Here is a 16,680-nt window from a genome sequence, read left to right as displayed (position 1 = left end):
TTTATCACTATCAGTTACGCGAGTTTTACACCCAAAGCGTCGGCGATGCCCTGACCGTAAGCAGGATCAGCCTTGAAGAAATACTGTAGCTGACGCTGCACCACATCACTGGAAACCCCGGCCATGGTGCCAGCAATATTGCCGATCAATTCGGCCTTCTGCGCGGCGGTCATCAGATTGAACAACTTGCCCGCCTGGCTGAAGTAATCGCCGTCTTCGCGATGATCATAACGGTCAGCCAGACCACTCAAGGCCAGCCCCGGTTCGGCGTACTGCGGTGCCTGCTTGGGCGCGTCGCTGTAGCTGTTAGGCTCATAGTTGGGCGCACCGCCACCGTTATCACCAAAGCGCATGGCACCGTCCCGTTGGTAGCTGTGGACTGGGCTACGTGGCAGGTTGACCGGCAGTTGCTGGTAGTTGGTGCCTATGCGATAGCGATGGGCATCGGCGTAGGCAAAGACGCGACCTTGCAGCATGCGGTCCGGCGACAAGCCAACGCCTGGCACCATGTTGCTTGGCCCAAACGCCGCCTGCTCGACCTCAGCAAAATAATTCAGCGGATTGCGGTTCAGCTCCAGTTGGCCCACTTCGATCAGCGGGTATTGCTTCTGCGACCAGGTCTTGGTCACGTCGAACGGGTTCTCGTGATGCGCTGCCGCCTGGGCTTCGGTCATCAATTGGATGCAGACGCGCCATTTCGGGAAATCACCGCGCTCGATAGCCTCGAACAGGTCGCGCTGGGCGTAATCCGGGTCGGTACCAGCGATACGTGCAGCATCAGCTGGCTTGAGGTTCTTGATGCCTTGCAGGGTCTTGTAGTGCCATTTGACCCAGAAGCGCTCACCGGTCGCGTTGATCAGGCTGTAGGTATGGCTGCCAAAGCCGTGCATGTGCCGGTAACCGTCAGGGATGCCACGGTCGGAGAACAGGGTGGTGACCTGGTGCAGCGCTTCAGGCGAGTGCGACCAGAAGTCCCACATCATCTGGGCATTCTTCAGGTTGGTCTGCGGCTGACGCTTCTGGGTATGAATGAAGTCAGGAAATTTCAAAGGGTCACGGATAAAGAACACCGGAGTGTTATTGCCGACGATGTCCCAATTGCCTTCTTCGGTGTAGAACTTCACGGCAAAGCCGCGGGGATCGCGTTCGGTATCAGCTGAACCGCGCTCGCCACCCACGGTGGAGAAGCGCAGGAAGATCGGCGTCTGCTTGCCGACAGTGTCGAACAGCTTGGCGCTGGAGTACTGGCTGATGTCGCGGCTGGCGGTGAATGTCCCGTAGGCACCCGAGCCCTTGGCATGTACGCGGCGCTCAGGAATGTTTTCGCGGTTGAAGTGAGCCAGTTTCTCGATCAGGTGAAAGTCATCAAGCAGCAATGGGCCGCGAGGACCGGCAGAGCGGGAGTTCTGGTTATCGGCGACGGGTGCGCCACCGGCGGTGGTGAGGATCTTGTTCTGACTCATGAATATCTCCTTTGGCCTGTGCGGCCCGACTAAGACGGCTTGAGGAGAAGTATCAATGAGGCATGACCCACCTTCAAATTCATTAACTATTGCTGGGTGATAGATTTATTTAATTTTCAGCCATAAAAAAACCGGGCACTAGGCCCGGTTTTTTCTGATCAGACTGACGTCTTATTCAGCAGCTTCTACAGCGCCGCCGACAGGACGATCAACCAGCTCGACGTACGCCATAGGCGCGTTGTCGCCAGCGCGGAAACCGCACTTCAGGATGCGCAGGTAGCCACCCTCACGGGTTGCATAACGCTTGCCCAGATCGTTGAACAGCTTACCAACGATTTCTTTCGAACGAGTACGGTCGAAAGCCAGACGGCGGTTAGCCAGGCTGTCTGTTTTGGCCAAAGTGATCAGCGGCTCAGCAACGCGACGCAGTTCTTTAGCTTTCGGCAATGTAGTTTTGATCAGCTCGTGCTCGAACAGCGACACCGCCATGTTTTGGAACATGGCCTTACGGTGGGAGCTAGTCCGGCTCAGGTGACGACCACTTTTACGATGACGCATGGTTCATTCCTTACCAAACACTACGTTCGGTGATTACGACGATCAGGCCGTAGCCTTGTCGTCCTTCTTAAGACTTGCCGGCGGCCAGTTGTCGAGGCGCATGCCGAGGGACAGACCACGGGAGGCCAGGACATCCTTGATCTCAGTCAAGGATTTCTTGCCCAGGTTCGGAGTCTTCAACAGTTCTACTTCGGTGCGCTGAATCAGGTCGCCGATGTAGTAAATGTTCTCCGCCTTGAGGCAGTTGGCCGAACGTACAGTCAGTTCCAAATCGTCAACCGGACGAAGCAGGATCGGATCGATCTCGTCTTCCTGTTCGATTACAACGGGCTCGCTGTCACCTTTGAGGTCGACGAATGCAGCCAACTGCTGTTGCAGGATGGTTGCAGCACGACGGATAGCCTCTTCAGGATCCAGAGTACCGTTGGTTTCCAGATCAATAACCAGTTTGTCCAGGTTGGTACGCTGCTCGACACGGGCGTTTTCCACCACGTATGCGATACGGCGAACCGGGCTGAACGAAGCATCCAGCTGCAAGCGACCAATGCTGCGGCTTTCGTCTTCATCGCTTTGACGCGAGTCTGCTGGTTCATAACCACGACCACGAGCTACGGTGAGCTTCATGTTCAGGGCGCCGTTAGACGCCAGGTTAGCGATTACGTGATCGGGGTTAACGATCTCGACATCATGATCCAGCTGAATATCGGCAGCGGTAACCACCCCCGAACCCTTCTTAGACAAGGTCAGCGTAACTTCGTCTCGACCGTGCAGCTTGATAGCCAGACCTTTAAGGTTCAACAGGATTTCAATGACATCTTCCTGTACACCTTCGATGGCGCTGTACTCGTGGAGCACACCGTCAATCTCGGCCTCGACTACTGCGCAGCCGGGCATGGAGGACAACAGGATGCGGCGCAGCGCGTTGCCCAGGGTATGGCCAAAACCACGCTCGAGAGGCTCGAGAGTAATCTTGGCGCGGGTTGGACTGACAACCTGTACGTCGATGTGACGTGGTGTCAGGAACTCATTTACCGAAATCTGCATGGATGCACCTATTTTCTAGCCCTTACTTGGAGTAGAGCTCGACAATCAGGCTTTCGTTGATGTCGGCGGACAGATCACTGCGAGCTGGAACGCTTTTGAAGACGCCAGATTTCTTTTCAGTGTCTACTTCTACCCATTCTACGCGGCCACGTTGGGCACACAGATCGAGAGCTTGGACAATGCGCAGTTGGTTCTTAGCCTTCTCGCGGATAGCTACCACGTCACCAGCACGAACCTGGTACGAAGGAATGTTAACGGTTTTGCCGTTAACGCTGACCGACTTGTGCGAAACCAATTGACGGGATTCTGCACGAGTAGAGCCGAAGCCCATACGATAGACGACGTTGTCCAGACGGCATTCCAGAAGTTGCAGCAGGTTCTCACCTGTTGCGCCTTTCTTGCCGGCAGCTTCTTTGTAGTAGCCGCTGAACTGACGCTCAAGTACGCCGTAGATACGACGAACTTTTTGTTTTTCACGCAGCTGAGTACCGTAATCGGACTGGCGACCGCGGCGTTGGCCGTGGATGCCTGGAGCTGCTTCGATGTTGCACTTGGATTCAAGTGCGCGAACGCCGCTCTTCAGGAAGAGATCGGTGCCTTCGCGACGAGCCAATTTGCATTTTGGACCAATGTAACGAGCCATTTCTTACAGTCTCCTGGATTACACGCGGCGCTTCTTCGGCGGACGGCACCCGTTGTGCGGGATTGGCGTCACGTCGGTGATGCTGGCGATCTTATAGCCACAGCCGTTCAAAGCACGGACAGCAGACTCACGACCTGGACCTGGACCCTTGACGTTAACGTCGAGGTTCTTCAGGCCGTACTCCAGCGCAGCTTGGCCAGCACGTTCAGCAGCTACTTGAGCAGCGAACGGGGTGGATTTGCGCGAACCACGGAAACCCGAGCCGCCGGAGGTAGCCCAAGAAAGCGCGTTACCTTGACGATCGGTGATGGTGACGATTGTGTTGTTAAAAGAAGCGTGGATGTGGGCGATGCCATCAACCACCGTCTTTTTAACTTTTTTACGAGGACGAGCAGCAGGTTTTGCCATGACTAAATTCCTGTCGTTGCGCTGGTGCGATTACTTGCGGATCGGCTTACGCGGACCTTTGCGAGTACGCGCGTTGGTCTTGGTACGCTGACCGCGTACTGGCAGACCACGACGATGACGCAGACCGCGGTAGCAGCCCAGGTCCATCAAGCGCTTGATTTTCATGTTGATTTCGCGACGCAGGTCACCTTCAGTGGTGAACTTCGCCACTTCGCCACGCAGCTGTTCAATCTGCTCGTCGCTCAGATCTTTGATCTTTGCCGCCGGGTTAACCCCGGTGTCTGCACAGATTTTCTGTGCAGTGGTGCGACCAACACCATAAATGTAGGTCAGCGAGATAACAGTATGCTTGTTATCTGGAATGTTAACGCCTGCAATACGGGCCATTCAGTGGGACTCCAATTGACAGCTACCTACGCCCCGGAAGCCAAGAAATAGGGCGCGAGATAATATCGCTGTAGTAACAAATAATCAACCCAGCAGCGCACTAGCTGCTGGGCTTAAGCACAGCTCACAATCAGCCTTGGCGCTGTTTGTGACGTGGTTCCGCGCTGCAAATTACTCGAACAACACCTTCGCGGCGAATAATCTTGCAGTTGCGGCACAGTTTTTTAACCGATGCACGAACTTTCATCACCAACTCCTCGAACCTTATGGGTGCTTCAGCGCAGCATGCCGCTGCCGTAGCCCTTCAGGTTGGCTTTCTTCATCAGGGATTCGTACTGGTGCGAAACGAGGTGCGATTGTACTTGGGACATGAAGTCCATCACAACCACGACCACGATCAGCAACGAGGTCCCGCCAAGGTAGAACGGAACGTTTGCTGCGACCACAAGGAACTGGGGCAACAGACATACGGCCGTCATATAAAGAGCACCGAACAGGGTCAAACGAGTCAGAACGCCATCAATGTAGCGCGCCGACTGCTCGCCTGGACGAATACCCGGAATAAAGGCACCGGACTTCTTCAGGTTTTCCGCTACGTCTTTCGGATTGAACATCAACGCCGTATAGAAGAAGCAGAAGAAAATAATCCCTGCACTAAACAGCAGAATATTCAACGGCTGACCAGGAGCGATCGACTGCGAGATGTCCTGCAACCAGCCCATACCTTCGGACTGACCGAACCAGGAACCCAGCGAAGCCGGGAACAGCAAGATGCTGCTTGCGAAAATAGCCGGGATTACCCCAGCCATGTTCACTTTCAGCGGCAAGTGGCTGGTCTGCGCAGCGAAGACCTTGCGGCCCTGCTGACGCTTGGCATAGTGAACGGCTATTCGCCGCTGACCACGCTCGATGAACACCACGAAACCGATGATCGCTACTGCCAGCAAACCGATGGCAACCAGCGCGAAAATGTTGATATCGCCCTGACGCGCAGACTCGAAAGACTGCCCAATTGCCCTCGGAAGACCGGCGACGATACCCGAAAAAATCAACATCGAGATACCGTTACCAACACCGCGCTCGGTAATCTGCTCGCCCAGCCACATCATGAACAGTGCGCCCGCCACGAAGGTGGTGACTGCTACGAAGTGGAAACTGAGACCACCAGAAAACGACACACCCTGACCGGCCAGGCCAACGGACATGCCGGTGGCTTGAACCAATGCCAGGGCGACGGTGCCATAGCGGGTGTACTGGCTGATCTTGCGACGGCCAGCCTCACCTTCCTTCTTCAACTGCTCCAGCTGCGGGCTGATAGCGGTCATCAGCTGCATGATGATCGATGCCGAAATGTACGGCATGATCCCCAGTGCAAAAATTGACATCCGCTCCAGCGCGCCGCCGGAAAACATGTTGAACAAGCTAAGAATGGTCCCCTCATTCTGTCGAAACAGGTCCGCCAGCCGGTCCGGGTTTATGCCTGGAACTGGGATATGCGCGCCGATCCGATAGACGATAATCGCCAGGAACAGAAAACGCAGTCGAGCCCAGAGCTCGGACAACCCGCCTTTGCTGAGCGCTGAGAGAGCACCTTGCTTAGCCATTTATTCCTCGAACTTGCCGCCAGCTGCTTCGATAGCCGCACGCGCACCTTTGGTGGCGCCGATACCTTTGATAGTGACAGCGCGAGTAACTTCGCCGGACAGCATGATTTTCACACGCTGTACGCTTTGGTTAATCACGTTGGCATCTTTCAGGGACTGCACAGTAACGATGTCGCCTTCCACTTTAGCCAGCTCGGACAGACGCACTTCTGCGCGGTCCATGGCCTTCAGGGAAACGAAACCGAACTTGGGCAGACGGCGATGCAGCGGCTGTTGACCGCCTTCAAAGCCTGGAGCAATGGTGCCACCGGAGCGGGAGGTCTGACCTTTGTGGCCGCGGCCACCAGTCTTACCCAAACCGCTACCGATACCACGGCCCGGACGATGCTTTTCGCGACGGGAACCCGGCGCTGGACTCAGATCATTGAGTTTCATCGATTAACCCTCGACACGCAGCATGTAGTAAGCCTTGTTGATCATCCCGCGATTCTCGGGAGTATCCAGGACTTCTACAGTGTGACCGATGCGACGCAGACCAAGACCCTTAACGCACAGTTTGTGGTTAGGGATACGGCCGGTCATGCTTTTGATCAGCGTTACTTTAACGGTAGCCATGATCAGACGATCTCCTCAACACGCTTGCCACGCTTGGCAGCAATGGATTCAGGAGACTGCATGCCTTTCAAACCCTTGAAGGTGGCGTAAACCACGTTCACTGGGTTAGTCGAGCCATAGCACTTGGCCAATACGTTCTGAACGCCAGCAACTTCGAGGACAGCGCGCATAGCGCCGCCAGCGATGATACCGGTACCTTCAGAAGCAGGCTGCATGTACACCTTCGAAGCGCCATGGGCGGACTTCATTGCGTACTGCAGGGTAGTGCCGTTCAGATCAACCTGGATCATGTTGCGACGAGCAGCTTCCATCGCTTTCTGGATGGCAGCTGGCACTTCGCGGGACTTGCCACGGCCGAAACCTACACGACCCTTACCATCACCCACCACGGTCAACGCGGTGAAAGTGAAGATACGGCCGCCTTTAACGGTTTTGGCTACGCGGTTAACTTGAACCAGCTTCTCGATGTAGCCTTCGTCGCGCTTTTGGTCGTTATTTGACATAACTTAGAACTCCAGCCCAGCTTCACGAGCAGCATCAGCCAGCGCCTTGACGCGGCCGTGATACTTGAAGCCAGAGCGGTCGAAAGCCACTTGCGAGACGCCCACGGCTTTCGCACGTGTAGCGACCAGCTGGCCAACCTTAGTGGCCGCGTCGATGTTGCCAGTGGCACCATCACGCAGTTCTTTGTCCAAAGTCGAGGCGCTTGCCAGGACTTTGCTGCCGTCGGCCGAAATGACCTGGGCATAAATGTGCTGCGAAGAGCGGTACACGCAGAGACGCACGACTTCGAGTTCGTGCATTTTCAGGCGTGCTTTGCGAGCGCGACGCAGTCGGGTAACTTTTTTGACGGTCATTTGCTATGCCCTACTTCTTCTTGGCTTCTTTACGGCGGACGACTTCGTCTGCGTAACGCACACCTTTGCCTTTGTACGGCTCAGGACGGCGGAAGTCGCGGATCTCAGCGGCCACTTGACCAACCAACTGCTTGTCGATACCCCGGATGAGGATATCGGTCTGGTTGGGGGTCTCAGCGGTGATGCCATTCGGCAATTCGTAATCCACCGGGTGCGAGAAGCCAAGTGCCAGATTCAGCACGGAGCCTTTTGCTTGCGCCTTGTAACCAACACCCACCAGCTGGAGCTTGCGCTCGAAGCCTTGGCTTACGCCGGTGACCATGTTGTTAACCAGTGCACGAGTGGTGCCGGCCATTGCGCGAGTTTGTTGATCGCCATTGCGAGCAGCAAAACGCAGCTCACCAGCTTCTTCAACGATCTCAACGGACGAATGAATGTTCAGTTCCAGAGTGCCCTTGGCACCCTTCACCGAAAGTTGCTGGCCGACGAGTTTGACTTCGACGCCGGATGGCAACTTAACGGGGTTCTTAGCTACGCGTGACATGCTTATCCCCCCCTTAGAACACTGTGCAAAGCACTTCGCCGCCGACACCGGCAGCGCGCGCAGCACGATCCGTCATCACACCTTTGTTGGTGGAGACGATAGACACACCGAGGCCGCCACGAACTTTTGGCAACTCATCGACGGACTTGTACTGACGCAAGCCTGGACGACTGACGCGCTTCACTTCTTCGATGACCGGACGGCCTTCGAAGTACTTCAGCTCGATGGACAACGAAGGCTTTGCTTCGCTGCTGATCTGATAACCCGCAATGTAACCTTCGTCTTTCAGGACTTTGGCTACAGCTACCTTCAACGTGGAAGATGGCATGCTTACGACGGGCTTTTCAGCCATCTGGGCATTACGGATACGAGTTAGCATGTCCGCTAACGGGTCCTGCATACTCATGGGCTAGACGCTCCTAATACAAAATAATTAGCCTTGCGGCTACAGCTTATCGCCGAGGATTTCCGGGCAAATGAAAAACACGGGCTCAGGCGAGCCGGCAATTCTAGACCTACCCCAGAAATGAATCAAGCCCCATGAGGGGCTTGATTCAGATTCAGGCTCGAATCCGACCAACCGTCGAGACGGCTGGCCGAAACCTAGCGAGAAACGCGCATTACCAGCTGGCTTTAACCAGACCTGGTACGTCACCACGCATTGCAGCTTCACGCAGCTTGTTACGGCCGAGGCCGAACTTGCGGTAAACGCCGTGCGGACGACCAGTGATGCGGCAGCGGTTACGCATGCGCGAAGCGCTTGCGTCACGTGGCTGCTTCTGCAGAGCTACGGTAGCTTCCCAACGTGCTTCTGGACTTGCGTTCAGATCAACGATGATTGCTTTGAGCGCTGCACGCTTGGTGGCGTACTTGGCAACGGTGAGCTGACGCTTCAGCTCACGGTTTTTCATGCTCTTCTTGGCCATTTTCCTACTCCAATCAGTTGCGGAACGGGAATTTGAAAGCACGCAGCAGAGCGCGGCCTTCGTCATCGTTCTTGGCAGTGGTGGTCAGGGTAATGTCCAGACCGCGGAGAGCATCGATCTTGTCGTAGTCGATTTCCGGGAAGATGATCTGCTCTTTAACGCCCATGCTGTAGTTGCCACGACCATCGAAGGACTTGGCATTCAGGCCGCGGAAGTCGCGAACCCGAGGCAGGGAGATCGACAGCAGACGATCCAGGAATTCGTACATACGATCGCGGCGCAGAGTCACTTTGACGCCGATCGGCCAACCTTCACGGACTTTAAAGCCAGCGATGGATTTCCGAGCGTAAGTCACAACGACTTTTTGACCGGTGATCTTTTCCAGGTCAGCAACAGCGTGCTCGATGACTTTCTTGTCGCCGATCGCTTCGCCCAGACCCATGTTCAGGGTGATTTTGGTGACGCGCGGAACTTCCATCACGTTCGCCAGCTTAAGTTCTTCCTTAAGCTTCGGAGCGATTTCCTTCCGGTAAATCTCTTTCAGTCGTGCCATGGTCTTCTACCTAGCAGTGTTCAAGCATCAACCGCTTTTTGGGTCGACTTGAAGACACGAATTTTTTTGCCGTCTTCAACTTTGAAACCAACGCGGTCAGCCTTGTTGGTTGCGCCGTTGAAAATGGCGACGTTGGAAGCGTGCAGTGGCGCTTCTTTCTCGACGATACCGCCCTGTACGCCCGACATCGGGTTAGGCTTGGTATGACGCTTCACCAGGTTGATCCCACCAACGACCAGACGGTCGTCAGCGAGAACCTTGAGCACCTTACCGCGCTTACCTTTGTCTTTGCCGGCGATCACGATGATCTCGTCGTCACGACGAATCTTTTGCATGTCGGATCTCCTTACAGCACTTCTGGGGCGAGCGAGACGATCTTCATGAACTTCTCATTACGAAGTTCACGGGTCACTGGCCCAAAGATACGGGTGCCGATCGGCTCTTGCTTGTTGTTCAACAGAACAGCAGCATTGCCATCAAAGCGGATGATGGAGCCGTCAGCACGACGGACGCCATGGCGAGTGCGGACTACAACAGCAGTCATCACTTGGCCTTTTTTCACCTTACCGCGAGGAATTGCTTCCTTGACGGTAACTTTGATGATGTCACCGATACCAGCGTAACGACGATGGGAGCCACCCAGCACCTTGATGCACATAACGCGGCGAGCGCCGCTGTTATCGGCCACATCGAGCATGGATTGAGTCTGAATCATATAATTTCTCCGACCCCTAGTCCTTAGACTTCCACGGCACGTTCGAGGATATCAACCAGTGCCCAAGACTTGGTCTTGGCCAGCGGACGGGTTTCACGGATCGTGACCTTGTCGCCGATGTGGCACTGGTTGGTTTCGTCGTGCGCGTGCAGCTTCGTCGAACGCTTAACGTATTTACCGTAGATTGGGTGCTTAACGCGACGCTCAATCAGAACGGTGATGGTCTTGTCCATCTTGTCGCTGACAACACGGCCAGTCAGCGTACGGACGGTTTTTTCGGCTTCAGCCATGATTACTTACCTGCCTGCTGGTTGAGCACAGTCTTCACGCGAGCGATGTCACGCTTAACTTGCGAGAGCAGGTGAGACTGCCCCAACTGGCCAGTTGCTTTCTGCATACGCAGATTGAACTGGTCGCGCAGCAAGCCGAGCAGTTGCTCGTTCAGCTGCTGTGCTGATTTTTCACGAAGTTCATTCGCTTTCATCACATCACCGTCCGTTTAACAAAAGCGGTGGCGAGTGGCAGCTTTGCAGCAGCCAGGGCGAAAGCCTCACGCGCCAACTCTTCAGAAACACCCTCGATTTCATACAGGACTTTGCCTGGCTGAATCTGGGCAACCCAGTACTCCACGTTACCCTTACCTTTACCCATACGAACCTCGAGAGGTTTCTTGGAGATCGGCTTGTCCGGGAATACACGGATCCAGATCTTGCCGCCACGTTTAACGTGACGGGTCAGAGCACGACGCGCTGACTCGATCTGACGAGCGGTGAGACGACCACGAGCAACAGACTTCAGTGCGAATTCGCCGAAGCTGACTTTGCTACCGCGCAGTGCCAGACCACGGTTGTGGCCGGTCATTTGCTTGCGGAACTTCGTACGCTTAGGTTGCAACATTTGGCGTACCCCTTACTTAGCAGCTTTTTTACGAGGCGCTGGTGCTTGTGGTTTCAGTTCTTCTTGGCGACCACCAATTACTTCGCCTTTGAAGATCCAAACCTTTACACCGATCACACCATAAGTGGTGTGAGCTTCGTAGGTGGCATAGTCGATATCGGCACGCAGGGTGTGCAGTGGCACACGACCTTCGCGATACCATTCAGTACGTGCGATTTCAGCACCGCCGAGACGACCGCTCACTTGGATTTTGATGCCTTTGGCACCAATGCGCATGGCGTTCTGTACGGCGCGCTTCATGGCGCGACGGAACATCACACGACGCTCCAGCTGCTGAGCTACGCTCTGGGCAACCAGCATACCGTCGAGTTCCGGCTTGCGGATCTCTTCGATATTGATGTGCACAGGCACACCCATTTGCTTGGTCAGGTCCTGACGCAGTTTCTCAACATCTTCACCTTTCTTCCCGATAACGATACCTGGACGAGCGGTGTGGATGGTGATGCGTGCAGTTTGAGCCGGACGATGGATATCGATACGGCTTACGGACGCGCTTTTTAATTTGTCTTGGAGGTACTCACGCACATTCAGATCTGCGAGCAAATAGTCCGCATAAGTCCGACCGTCTGCGTACCAGACGGAGGTGTGCTCCTTGACGATTCCCAGGCGAATGCCAATGGGATGTACTTTCTGACCCATCTCTTCGACTCCGTTACTTGTCAGCAACCTTGACAGTGATATGGCAAGACCGCTTGACGATGCGATCAGCACGGCCTTTGGCACGTGGCATGATGCGCTTCAGCGAACGCCCTTCGTTGACGAAAACGGTGCTGACCTTCAGGTCATCAACGTCTGCGCCTTCGTTATGCTCGGCGTTGGCTACGGCCGACTCCAGCACTTTCTTCATGATCTCGGCGGCTTTCTTACTGCTGAAAGCCAGCAGGTTGAGCGCTTCGCCCACCTTCTTCCCGCGGATCTGGTCGGCGACCAAGCGGGCTTTCTGGGCGGAGATTCGAGCGCCCGACAACTTAGCGGCTACTTCCATTTCCTAACCCCTTAACGCTTGGCTTTCTTGTCAGCCACGTGCCCACGATATGTGCGGGTACCGGCAAACTCGCCCAGTTTGTGGCCGACCATGTCTTCGTTCACGAGAACTGGGACGTGTTGACGACCGTTGTGTACTGCGATGGTCAGACCGACCATTTGTGGCAGGATCATCGAACGACGCGACCAGGTTTTCACCGGCTTGCGATCATTCTTTTCCGCCGCCACTTCGATCTTCTTCAGTAGGTGAAGATCGATAAAAGGACCTTTTTTCAGAGAACGTGGCACTGTCGTATCCCTCTATTTACTTGCGACGACGGACGATCATTTTGTCGGTACGCTTATTACCACGAGTCTTCGCGCCCTTAGTCGGGAAGCCCCACGGCGATACCGGATGACGACCACCAGAGGTACGACCTTCACCACCACCATGTGGGTGGTCAACCGGGTTCATGGCAACACCACGAACGGTTGGGCGAACGCCACGCCAGCGTTTGGCACCAGCTTTACCCAGGGAACGCAGGCTGTGCTCGGAGTTCGAGACTTCACCCAGCGTTGCACGGCATTCAGCCAGAACTTTACGCATTTCACCGGAGCGAAGACGCAGGGTAACGTAGACACCTTCACGAGCGATCAGCTGAGCCGAAGCACCAGCGGAACGAGCGATCTGTGCACCTTTGCCTGGCTTCAGTTCGATGCCGTGTACGGTAGAACCCACTGGGATGTTGCGCAGTTGCAGAGCGTTGCCTGGCTTGATTGGAGCCAGAGCGCCTGCGATCAGCTGGTCGCCAGCACTCACGCCTTTAGGCGCGATGATGTAACGACGCTCGCCGTCTGCGTACAGCAGCAGTGCGATGTGAGCAGTACGGTTTGGATCGTATTCGATACGCTCGACGGTGGCAGCGATGCCATCCTTGTCGTTACGACGGAAGTCGACCAGACGATAATGCTGCTTATGACCACCACCGATATGACGGGTGGTAATACGGCCATTGTTGTTACGACCACCAGACTTCGATTTCTTCTCGAGCAGCGGTGCGTGAGGAGCGCCTTTATGCAGCTCCTGGTTGACCACCTTGACCACAAAACGGCGGCCAGGGGAAGTCGGTTTGCATTTAACGATTGCCATGATGCACCCCTTCCTTACTCAGCACTGCTGCTGAAATCGAGATCTTGGCCTGGCTGAAGGGAGATAACTGCCTTCTTCCAGTCATTACGCTTGCCCAGACCGCGAGCAGTGCGCTTGCTCTTACCCAGAACGTTCAGGGTAGTAACACGCTCAACTTTCACGCTGAACAGGCTTTCGACGGCCTTCTTGATTTCCAGCTTGGTTGCGTCAGTTGCAACCTTGAAAACGAACTGGCCTTTCTTGTCTGCCAGAACCGTAGCCTTCTCGGAAACGTGCGGGCCAAGCAGAACTTTAAATACGCGTTCCTGGTTCATCCCAGCAGCTCCTCGAATTTCTTCACGGCCGACACAGTGATCAACACTTTGTCGTATGCGATCAGACTAACTGGATCGGAACCTTGAACGTCACGTACATCTACGTGCGGCAGGTTACGAGCAGCCAGGTACAGATTCTGGTCAACGGAGTCGGACACGATCAGAACGTCGGTCAGGCTCATGTTGTTCAACTTGCCCAGCAGGTCTTTGGTTTTCGGCGATTCAACGGCGAAATCCTGAACCACGACCAGACGGTCAGTACGAACCAGTTCAGCAAGGATGGAGCGCAGTGCTGCGCGATACATCTTCTTGTTGAGCTTCTGCGAGTGGTCCTGCGGACGAGCTGCGAAAGTGGTACCGCCGCCACGCCAGATTGGGCTACGGATAGTACCGGCACGAGCACGGCCAGTACCCTTCTGACGCCATGGGCGCTTGCCGCCACCGGAAACGTCGGAACGGGTCTTTTGCTGCTTGCTACCCTGACGACCGCCAGCCATGTAGGCCACGACTGCCTGGTGAACCAGCGTCTCGTTGAATTCGCCGCCAAATGTCAGTTCGGAAACTTCGATTGCTTGAGCGTCATTTACATTTAATTGCATGTCAGCTTCCCCTTAACCGCGAGCCTTGGCTGCTGGACGTACAACCAGATTGCCGCCAGTAGCGCCTGGAACGGCACCCTTGACCAACAACAGATTGCGTTCAGCGTCCACGCGCACTACTTCCAGGGACTGCACGGTCACGCGCTCAGCGCCCATATGACCGGACATTTTTTTGCCCTTGAATACACGACCAGGAGTCTGGCACTGGCCGATAGAGCCTGGGACGCGGTGGGACAGGGAGTTACCGTGGGTATTATCTTGCCCGCGGAAATTCCAGCGCTTGATCGTGCCCTGGAAACCCTTACCTTTGGACTGACCGGTTACATCAACCAGTTGACCAGCGGCGAAGATATCAGTGCTGATCAGGTCGCCTGCTTGGTAGTCGCCTTCTTCAAGGCGGAATTCCATTACGGTGCGACCGGCAGCTACGTTCGCCTTAGCGAAGTGGCCAGCCTGGGCAGCTGTAACACGCGAAGCACGACGCTCGCCGACAGTGACTTGCACTGCACGATAGCCATCGGTTTCTTCGGTTTTGAACTGAGTGACGCGATTCGGCTCGATCTCAATGACCGTAACCGGAATGGAGACACCTTCTTCGGTGAAAATACGGGTCATACCGCATTTACGACCGACTACACCAATAGTCATGTTGTAAACCTCATGAGTGTACGGGGCTTTCACCCGCTATGGCCGCCCATTTCAGAGCGTTACACGACTAAGACCCAAGTCTTAGCCGAGGCTGATCTGCACTTCCACACCGGCCGCAAGATCAAGCTTCATAAGCGCATCAACGGTTTTATCCGTTGGCTGGACGATGTCCAGAACGCGCTTATGAGTGCGGATCTCGTACTGGTCGCGCGCGTCTTTGTTGACGTGCGGGGAAACCAGAACGGTGAACCGCTCTTTACGGGTCGGCAGTGGAATTGGACCACGCACCTGAGCACCAGTACGTTTCGCGGTTTCCACGATTTCCTGGGTGGATTGGTCGATCAGGCGATGGTCAAAAGCCTTCAACCTGATACGGATTTGCTGGTTTTGCATTGGATTCAGACTCCAGATTGCTGTTCCCACCGAGCGCAATACGCCCGTTTAAAGGAGGCGCAATTCTATAGACCGGCTTTGAGGGTGTCAACCCAATAAAAAAGCCCCCGCTAGGCGGGGGCTTCTTTTTTGAATCAACGCTTACGCGATGATTTTGGCTACGACGCCAGCGCCGACGGTACGACCGCCTTCACGGATTGCGAAACGCAGACCATCTTCCATTGCGATTGGCTTGATCAGGGTAACGGAAACTTTAACGTTATCACCTGGCATAACCATTTCGATGCCTTCCGGCAGTTCGCAGCTACCAGTTACGTCGGTAGTACGGAAGTAGAACTGTGGACGGTAGCCCTTGAAGAAAGGAGTGTGACGACCGCCTTCTTCTTTGCTCAGAACGTAGATTTCGGCTTCGAACTGAGTGTGCGGCTTGACGGTGCCTGGCTTGACCAGAACCTGGCCACGCTCAACGTCGTCACGCTTGGTGCCACGCAGCAGAACGCCGCAGTTCTCACCAGCACGACCTTCGTCCAGCAGCTTGCGGAACATCTCAACGCCAGTGCAAGTAGTCTTGGTAGTGTCACGCAGACCTACGATTTCCACTTCTTCCTGGATCTTGATGATACCGCGCTCAACACGACCGGTAACAACGGTACCGCGACCCGAGATCGAGAACACGTCCTCGATTGGCATCAGGAATGGCTTGTCGATTGCGCGCTCTGGTTGCGGGATGTAGCTGTCCAGAGTTTCAACCAGCTTCTTGACTGCGGTGGTACCCATTTCGTTGTCGTCTTGGCCGTTCAGAGCCATCAGAGCCGAACCGATGATGATCGGGGTATCGTCGCCTGGGAAGTCGTAAGTGCTCAGCAGATCGCGCACTTCCATTTCAACCAGTTCCAGCAGCTCAGCGTCGTCAACCATGTCAGCCTTGTTCAGGAAGACAACGATGTACGGAACGCCAACCTGACGGGACAGCAGGATGTGCTCACGGGTTTGTGGCATCGGACCATCGGCGGCCGAGCAAACCAGGATCGCGCCGTCCATCTGGGCAGCACCGGTGATCATGTTTTTTACGTAGTCGGCGTGACCTGGGCAGTCAACGTGTGCGTAGTGACGCACGGCCGAATCGTATTCAACGTGAGCGGTGTTGATGGTGATACCGCGAGCTTTTTCTTCTGGTGCGCTGTCGATTTTGTCGAAGTCGACTTTAGCCGAACCGAAAACTTCGGAACAAACGCGAGTCAGAGCAGCGGTCAGAGTGGTTTTACCGTGGTCAACGTGACCGATGGTGCCAACGTTGACGTGCGGTTTGTTACGTTCAAATTTTTCTTTAGCCACGACA

At 55.1% G+C, this 16,680-nt stretch carries 30 protein-coding genes; all 30 read right to left on the bottom strand.

What is annotated here, in order from left to right; all coding sequences use genetic code 11:
• Positions 1-14: 14 nt before the first annotated feature.
• A complete protein-coding gene (locus tag ACCD02_RS28420) occupies positions 15-1,463 on the bottom strand; it encodes a catalase (protein ID WP_413309283.1) in 1,449 nt (482 codons plus the stop codon).
• 171 nt (positions 1,464-1,634) lie between these two features.
• Positions 1,635-2,021, bottom strand: a complete 387-nt coding sequence (gene rplQ, locus ACCD02_RS28415) for a 50S ribosomal protein L17 (protein WP_413309281.1) — start codon at positions 2,019-2,021, stop codon at positions 1,635-1,637.
• A 42-nt stretch (positions 2,022-2,063) separates the two neighbouring features.
• Positions 2,064-3,065: a DNA-directed RNA polymerase subunit alpha gene (locus ACCD02_RS28410; RefSeq protein WP_259104539.1), complete on the bottom strand. Its 1,002-nt coding sequence runs from the start codon at positions 3,063-3,065 to the stop codon at positions 2,064-2,066.
• A 22-nt stretch (positions 3,066-3,087) separates the two neighbouring features.
• Positions 3,088-3,708, bottom strand: coding sequence for a 30S ribosomal protein S4 (rpsD, locus tag ACCD02_RS28405; RefSeq protein WP_259104538.1), 621 nt, complete (start codon positions 3,706-3,708; stop codon positions 3,088-3,090).
• Positions 3,709-3,726: 18 nt separating this feature from the next.
• Positions 3,727-4,116 carry a 30S ribosomal protein S11 gene (rpsK, locus tag ACCD02_RS28400; RefSeq protein ID WP_002555466.1) on the bottom strand — a complete coding sequence of 130 codons (390 nt, stop codon included), beginning with the start codon at positions 4,114-4,116 and terminating at the stop codon, positions 3,727-3,729.
• A gap of 30 nt (positions 4,117-4,146) precedes the next feature.
• Positions 4,147-4,503: a 30S ribosomal protein S13 gene (gene rpsM / locus ACCD02_RS28395; protein WP_008374135.1), complete on the bottom strand. Its 357-nt coding sequence runs from the start codon at positions 4,501-4,503 to the stop codon at positions 4,147-4,149.
• 130 nt (positions 4,504-4,633) lie between these two features.
• Positions 4,634-4,750, bottom strand: coding sequence for a 50S ribosomal protein L36 (rpmJ, locus tag ACCD02_RS28390; protein WP_002555468.1), 117 nt, complete (start codon positions 4,748-4,750; stop codon positions 4,634-4,636).
• Between the two features lie 28 nt (positions 4,751-4,778).
• Complete coding sequence (gene secY / locus ACCD02_RS28385; RefSeq protein ID WP_413309276.1) at positions 4,779-6,107, bottom strand: preprotein translocase subunit SecY; 1,329 nt, start codon at positions 6,105-6,107, stop codon at positions 4,779-4,781.
• The gene (gene rplO / locus ACCD02_RS28380) at positions 6,108-6,542 is read right to left on the bottom strand and encodes a 50S ribosomal protein L15 (RefSeq protein ID WP_413309274.1); all 435 of its coding nucleotides are present in this window, start codon (positions 6,540-6,542) and stop codon (positions 6,108-6,110) included.
• A 3-nt stretch (positions 6,543-6,545) separates the two neighbouring features.
• Positions 6,546-6,722 (bottom strand): 50S ribosomal protein L30, encoded by a 177-nt coding sequence (gene rpmD, locus ACCD02_RS28375; RefSeq protein WP_003186033.1) that lies wholly within the window; start codon positions 6,720-6,722, stop codon positions 6,546-6,548.
• A gap of 2 nt (positions 6,723-6,724) precedes the next feature.
• Complete coding sequence (gene rpsE / locus ACCD02_RS28370; protein WP_259104522.1) at positions 6,725-7,225, bottom strand: 30S ribosomal protein S5; 501 nt, start codon at positions 7,223-7,225, stop codon at positions 6,725-6,727.
• A gap of 3 nt (positions 7,226-7,228) precedes the next feature.
• Entirely contained in the window at positions 7,229-7,579 is a 351-nt protein-coding gene (gene rplR / locus ACCD02_RS28365) for a 50S ribosomal protein L18 (protein ID WP_259104520.1), read from the bottom strand.
• Between the two features lie 10 nt (positions 7,580-7,589).
• A complete protein-coding gene (rplF, locus tag ACCD02_RS28360; protein ID WP_413309270.1) occupies positions 7,590-8,123 on the bottom strand; it encodes a 50S ribosomal protein L6 in 534 nt (177 codons plus the stop codon).
• Positions 8,124-8,136: 13 nt separating this feature from the next.
• Positions 8,137-8,529 (bottom strand): 30S ribosomal protein S8, encoded by a 393-nt coding sequence (rpsH, locus tag ACCD02_RS28355; protein WP_259104517.1) that lies wholly within the window; start codon positions 8,527-8,529, stop codon positions 8,137-8,139.
• Positions 8,530-8,743: 214 nt separating this feature from the next.
• On the bottom strand, positions 8,744-9,049 hold the full coding sequence (rpsN, locus tag ACCD02_RS28350; protein ID WP_027898304.1) for a 30S ribosomal protein S14: 306 nt from the start codon (positions 9,047-9,049) through the stop codon (positions 8,744-8,746).
• A 13-nt stretch (positions 9,050-9,062) separates the two neighbouring features.
• Complete coding sequence (rplE, locus tag ACCD02_RS28345; protein ID WP_004883677.1) at positions 9,063-9,602, bottom strand: 50S ribosomal protein L5; 540 nt, start codon at positions 9,600-9,602, stop codon at positions 9,063-9,065.
• A gap of 20 nt (positions 9,603-9,622) precedes the next feature.
• Positions 9,623-9,937: a 50S ribosomal protein L24 gene (gene rplX / locus ACCD02_RS28340; RefSeq protein WP_002555478.1), complete on the bottom strand. Its 315-nt coding sequence runs from the start codon at positions 9,935-9,937 to the stop codon at positions 9,623-9,625.
• 11 nt (positions 9,938-9,948) lie between these two features.
• The gene (gene rplN / locus ACCD02_RS28335; protein ID WP_011063774.1) at positions 9,949-10,317 is read right to left on the bottom strand and encodes a 50S ribosomal protein L14; all 369 of its coding nucleotides are present in this window, start codon (positions 10,315-10,317) and stop codon (positions 9,949-9,951) included.
• 23 nt (positions 10,318-10,340) lie between these two features.
• Complete coding sequence (gene rpsQ / locus ACCD02_RS28330) at positions 10,341-10,607, bottom strand: 30S ribosomal protein S17 (RefSeq protein WP_003444370.1); 267 nt, start codon at positions 10,605-10,607, stop codon at positions 10,341-10,343.
• Between the two features lie 2 nt (positions 10,608-10,609).
• Entirely contained in the window at positions 10,610-10,801 is a 192-nt protein-coding gene (rpmC, locus tag ACCD02_RS28325; RefSeq protein ID WP_002555481.1) for a 50S ribosomal protein L29, read from the bottom strand.
• Positions 10,801-11,214 carry a 50S ribosomal protein L16 gene (rplP, locus tag ACCD02_RS28320; protein ID WP_413309265.1) on the bottom strand — a complete coding sequence of 138 codons (414 nt, stop codon included), beginning with the start codon at positions 11,212-11,214 and terminating at the stop codon, positions 10,801-10,803. Before rplP ends, rpmC begins: the two co-directional genes overlap by 1 nt.
• A gap of 12 nt (positions 11,215-11,226) precedes the next feature.
• The gene (gene rpsC, locus ACCD02_RS28315; RefSeq protein ID WP_007924192.1) at positions 11,227-11,913 is read right to left on the bottom strand and encodes a 30S ribosomal protein S3; all 687 of its coding nucleotides are present in this window, start codon (positions 11,911-11,913) and stop codon (positions 11,227-11,229) included.
• A gap of 13 nt (positions 11,914-11,926) precedes the next feature.
• Entirely contained in the window at positions 11,927-12,259 is a 333-nt protein-coding gene (gene rplV, locus ACCD02_RS28310; protein WP_003103908.1) for a 50S ribosomal protein L22, read from the bottom strand.
• A gap of 11 nt (positions 12,260-12,270) precedes the next feature.
• Positions 12,271-12,546 carry a 30S ribosomal protein S19 gene (gene rpsS / locus ACCD02_RS28305; RefSeq protein ID WP_002555486.1) on the bottom strand — a complete coding sequence of 92 codons (276 nt, stop codon included), beginning with the start codon at positions 12,544-12,546 and terminating at the stop codon, positions 12,271-12,273.
• 16 nt (positions 12,547-12,562) lie between these two features.
• Positions 12,563-13,387: a 50S ribosomal protein L2 gene (rplB, locus tag ACCD02_RS28300; RefSeq protein ID WP_003186055.1), complete on the bottom strand. Its 825-nt coding sequence runs from the start codon at positions 13,385-13,387 to the stop codon at positions 12,563-12,565.
• A gap of 14 nt (positions 13,388-13,401) precedes the next feature.
• The gene (gene rplW, locus ACCD02_RS28295) at positions 13,402-13,701 is read right to left on the bottom strand and encodes a 50S ribosomal protein L23 (RefSeq protein WP_002555488.1); all 300 of its coding nucleotides are present in this window, start codon (positions 13,699-13,701) and stop codon (positions 13,402-13,404) included.
• Positions 13,698-14,300 carry a 50S ribosomal protein L4 gene (gene rplD, locus ACCD02_RS28290; RefSeq protein WP_259104508.1) on the bottom strand — a complete coding sequence of 201 codons (603 nt, stop codon included), beginning with the start codon at positions 14,298-14,300 and terminating at the stop codon, positions 13,698-13,700. Before rplD ends, rplW begins: the two co-directional genes overlap by 4 nt.
• Before the next feature lie 12 nt (positions 14,301-14,312).
• Positions 14,313-14,948 carry a 50S ribosomal protein L3 gene (rplC, locus tag ACCD02_RS28285; RefSeq protein WP_413309255.1) on the bottom strand — a complete coding sequence of 212 codons (636 nt, stop codon included), beginning with the start codon at positions 14,946-14,948 and terminating at the stop codon, positions 14,313-14,315.
• Positions 14,949-15,029: 81 nt separating this feature from the next.
• The gene (gene rpsJ / locus ACCD02_RS28280) at positions 15,030-15,341 is read right to left on the bottom strand and encodes a 30S ribosomal protein S10 (protein ID WP_003186070.1); all 312 of its coding nucleotides are present in this window, start codon (positions 15,339-15,341) and stop codon (positions 15,030-15,032) included.
• 141 nt (positions 15,342-15,482) lie between these two features.
• A complete protein-coding gene (gene tuf, locus ACCD02_RS28275; RefSeq protein WP_413309250.1) occupies positions 15,483-16,676 on the bottom strand; it encodes an elongation factor Tu in 1,194 nt (397 codons plus the stop codon).
• Positions 16,677-16,680 lie beyond the last annotated feature (4 nt).

Origin of the sequence: Pseudomonas sp. Pseusp88, from assembly GCF_047303955.1 — a bacterium.
Taxonomy (GTDB): domain Bacteria; phylum Pseudomonadota; class Gammaproteobacteria; order Pseudomonadales; family Pseudomonadaceae; genus Aquipseudomonas.
Note: the sequence above shows the minus strand (reverse complement) of the source record. Positions and strands in the feature narration are given on the sequence as shown.

Excerpts from the sequence above, each read along its gene's own strand:
- rpsJ (WP_003186070.1), bottom strand. The coding sequence starts at position 15,341 with ATGCAAAACCAGCAAATCCGTATCAGGTTGAAGGCTTTTGACCATCGC.
- rplE (WP_004883677.1), bottom strand. The coding sequence starts at position 9,602 with ATGGCACGACTGAAAGAGATTTACCGGAAGGAAATCGCTCCGAAGCTT.
- rpsQ (WP_003444370.1), bottom strand. The coding sequence starts at position 10,607 with ATGGCTGAAGCCGAAAAAACCGTCCGTACGCTGACTGGCCGTGTTGTC.
- rplP (WP_413309265.1), bottom strand. The coding sequence starts at position 11,214 with ATGTTGCAACCTAAGCGTACGAAGTTCCGCAAGCAAATGACCGGCCAC.
- rplN (WP_011063774.1), bottom strand. The coding sequence starts at position 10,317 with ATGATTCAGACTCAATCCATGCTCGATGTGGCCGATAACAGCGGCGCT.
- rplQ (WP_413309281.1), bottom strand. The coding sequence starts at position 2,021 with ATGCGTCATCGTAAAAGTGGTCGTCACCTGAGCCGGACTAGCTCCCAC.
- ACCD02_RS28420 (WP_413309283.1), bottom strand. The coding sequence starts at position 1,463 with ATGAGTCAGAACAAGATCCTCACCACCGCCGGTGGCGCACCCGTCGCC.
- ACCD02_RS28410 (WP_259104539.1), bottom strand. The coding sequence starts at position 3,065 with ATGCAGATTTCGGTAAATGAGTTCCTGACACCACGTCACATCGACGTA.
- rplD (WP_259104508.1), bottom strand. The coding sequence starts at position 14,300 with ATGCAATTAAATGTAAATGACGCTCAAGCAATCGAAGTTTCCGAACTG.
- rpmJ (WP_002555468.1), bottom strand. The coding sequence starts at position 4,750 with ATGAAAGTTCGTGCATCGGTTAAAAAACTGTGCCGCAACTGCAAGATT.
- rplC (WP_413309255.1), bottom strand. The coding sequence starts at position 14,948 with ATGACTATTGGTGTAGTCGGTCGTAAATGCGGTATGACCCGTATTTTC.
- rpsK (WP_002555466.1), bottom strand. The coding sequence starts at position 4,116 with ATGGCAAAACCTGCTGCTCGTCCTCGTAAAAAAGTTAAAAAGACGGTG.
- rpsC (WP_007924192.1), bottom strand. The coding sequence starts at position 11,913 with ATGGGTCAGAAAGTACATCCCATTGGCATTCGCCTGGGAATCGTCAAG.
- rpsH (WP_259104517.1), bottom strand. The coding sequence starts at position 8,529 with ATGAGTATGCAGGACCCGTTAGCGGACATGCTAACTCGTATCCGTAAT.
- rplW (WP_002555488.1), bottom strand. The coding sequence starts at position 13,701 with ATGAACCAGGAACGCGTATTTAAAGTTCTGCTTGGCCCGCACGTTTCC.
- rplO (WP_413309274.1), bottom strand. The coding sequence starts at position 6,542 with ATGAAACTCAATGATCTGAGTCCAGCGCCGGGTTCCCGTCGCGAAAAG.
- rpmD (WP_003186033.1), bottom strand. The coding sequence starts at position 6,722 with ATGGCTACCGTTAAAGTAACGCTGATCAAAAGCATGACCGGCCGTATC.
- rplB (WP_003186055.1), bottom strand. The coding sequence starts at position 13,387 with ATGGCAATCGTTAAATGCAAACCGACTTCCCCTGGCCGCCGTTTTGTG.
- rpsD (WP_259104538.1), bottom strand. The coding sequence starts at position 3,708 with ATGGCTCGTTACATTGGTCCAAAATGCAAATTGGCTCGTCGCGAAGGC.
- rplV (WP_003103908.1), bottom strand. The coding sequence starts at position 12,259 with ATGGAAGTAGCCGCTAAGTTGTCGGGCGCTCGAATCTCCGCCCAGAAA.
- secY (WP_413309276.1), bottom strand. The coding sequence starts at position 6,107 with ATGGCTAAGCAAGGTGCTCTCTCAGCGCTCAGCAAAGGCGGGTTGTCC.
- rpmC (WP_002555481.1), bottom strand. The coding sequence starts at position 10,801 with ATGAAAGCGAATGAACTTCGTGAAAAATCAGCACAGCAGCTGAACGAG.
- rplF (WP_413309270.1), bottom strand. The coding sequence starts at position 8,123 with ATGTCACGCGTAGCTAAGAACCCCGTTAAGTTGCCATCCGGCGTCGAA.
- rpsN (WP_027898304.1), bottom strand. The coding sequence starts at position 9,049 with ATGGCCAAGAAGAGCATGAAAAACCGTGAGCTGAAGCGTCAGCTCACC.
- rpsM (WP_008374135.1), bottom strand. The coding sequence starts at position 4,503 with ATGGCCCGTATTGCAGGCGTTAACATTCCAGATAACAAGCATACTGTT.
- rplX (WP_002555478.1), bottom strand. The coding sequence starts at position 9,937 with ATGCAAAAGATTCGTCGTGACGACGAGATCATCGTGATCGCCGGCAAA.
- rpsE (WP_259104522.1), bottom strand. The coding sequence starts at position 7,225 with ATGTCAAATAACGACCAAAAGCGCGACGAAGGCTACATCGAGAAGCTG.
- rplR (WP_259104520.1), bottom strand. The coding sequence starts at position 7,579 with ATGACCGTCAAAAAAGTTACCCGACTGCGTCGCGCTCGCAAAGCACGC.